The sequence below is a fragment of the Trinickia sp. genome (assembly GCF_036503415.1).
In the GTDB taxonomy this organism is placed as follows: domain Bacteria; phylum Pseudomonadota; class Gammaproteobacteria; order Burkholderiales; family Burkholderiaceae; genus Trinickia.
Genome location: NZ_DASXWY010000214.1, coordinates 1 through 1,509, shown reverse-complemented (window position 1 = coordinate 1,509; position 1,509 = coordinate 1). Strand labels below are relative to the sequence as shown.

General features: G+C 62.2%; 2 protein-coding genes and 1 pseudogene. 2 read left to right on the top strand and 1 reads right to left on the bottom strand.

The window, feature by feature from the left end; genetic code table 11:
• Positions 1 to 350: pseudogene (locus VGL01_RS24870) on the bottom strand (methyltransferase); the annotation flags it as partial.
• Between the two features lie 280 nt (positions 351 to 630).
• Here VGL01_RS24870 and VGL01_RS24865 point away from each other — a divergent pair.
• Complete coding sequence (locus VGL01_RS24865; protein ID WP_331574151.1) at positions 631 to 1,134, top strand: hypothetical protein; 504 nt, start codon at positions 631 to 633, stop codon at positions 1,132 to 1,134.
• Positions 1,135 to 1,302: 168 nt separating this feature from the next.
• Positions 1,303 to 1,509, top strand: a 207-nt coding sequence (locus VGL01_RS24860; protein WP_331574149.1) for a hypothetical protein, incomplete at its 3' end; no start/stop codon positions are given.

Genomic DNA, 1,509 nt, shown 5'->3' with positions numbered 1-1,509 from the left:
TAGTCCTCACCGAGCGGAATCAGCAGCATGCCGAGCGTGCGCGCGCGCTGGGCCTGCGCCTGACGATGCAGATTGAATGCGTCGAGCGGCGCGTCGGCCGTTTTGCGCGGTTTGCGGTCGATGCGCCGCGCCATGGCCTGCAACAACTGACGCGCGTTCTGAAAGTCGCCGCGCCAAAGCAGCGCAATGCCCTCGCAAGCTTGCGCATAGGCCGCGTCGGCGGTAAGGCGATCGTCGGCGACGGTGACGCGCTTTGGCGCGCGCACGCCGGCTTCGGAGCGCCACTGCGCGCGTTGTTCGATGTCGGCTTCGGTCCAGGTGAGCTGATCGGGCGTCGAATCTAGAGTCACGGATGTTGGTTTCGATGTAGGCGGCGGAGCTGCCGCGGCGAGCGCGTTGCGCGGCTCTTTTCAGGACGACACGATACCTCGCATTGCATTGCCCGGGCCATTCCACCCGCAAATTGATAGCTCGAAAACGGCACTTCGTCCGACTTTTCGATATAGCGATGCGGCGTGTCGCCATGACGGGTGAAATGACGCACGGAACGCCGCGCCAAAGGCGCGCTCCGCCGGGCGGCGCTCCGGCCACCGGGCCTACACCGGCCCTAGATGCGCAAAGGAGGATTCGATGACGATTTCCGGAACGAACACCGTGCAGAACCCCGCGCCGAACGTCGGCGAATATTGGGTCGGCCAGGGCGGCATCTACGCCGGCATCATGCCCGATTACGTCGGGCACTCGCCTCAGCATCTCATTTTTTCGGTCGACGAAAAGACCAACGTCCAATGGGGCGGCTACAGCGTTGCGGAACCGGACGCAAGCAGCCTGCACGACGGCGATTCCAATACCGATGCGTTGATGCGATGCCCGCACTGGCACCCTGCCGCACGTTGGGCCAGCGAATACACGAAAGACGGACACTCCGACTTTCATCTGCCGTCACGCATCGAGTGGGAGGTGGCTGCGGCAACCATTCAGGACGCATTCGCGCGGGGGGCCTGGTACTGGTCGAGCAGTGGCTACTCTCCCACGTCGGCTTATGGCATCAATTTCGGCGGCATGATGGATCTCGTCCACCTGTTCAAAACCTTCGATGGTCGCGCACGCGCGGTGCGCACGATTCCCGCGTAGTCGAAAGAAGCATCGCGGCGTTCGGTCCGATATCGGGTAGCCGAACGCCCGGCCTACAGGCATCGATCGTTCAATGGCGGGCCGGCTGCTTCGGCACAGCGCCGAACGAACCGGCACTGGCGAGTTCGCAACTTCGCAACTTTGCAATCCACGGAAAAGGAGTATTCGATGATTCTTCAATCGATTGAAGCGCCGGCAGTCGGCCAGTACTGGCAGGGACAAGGCGGTCTTTACGCCGGAATCATGCCCGATTACGAGGGCCACGAACCGAAGCATCTGGTGTTCTCGATCGATGAAGCCGTCGACATCGAGTGGGGTTCGGATCATGTACCGGAGGCCACGAGCAGAACCGATGGCGCAGCGAATACAAAAGCA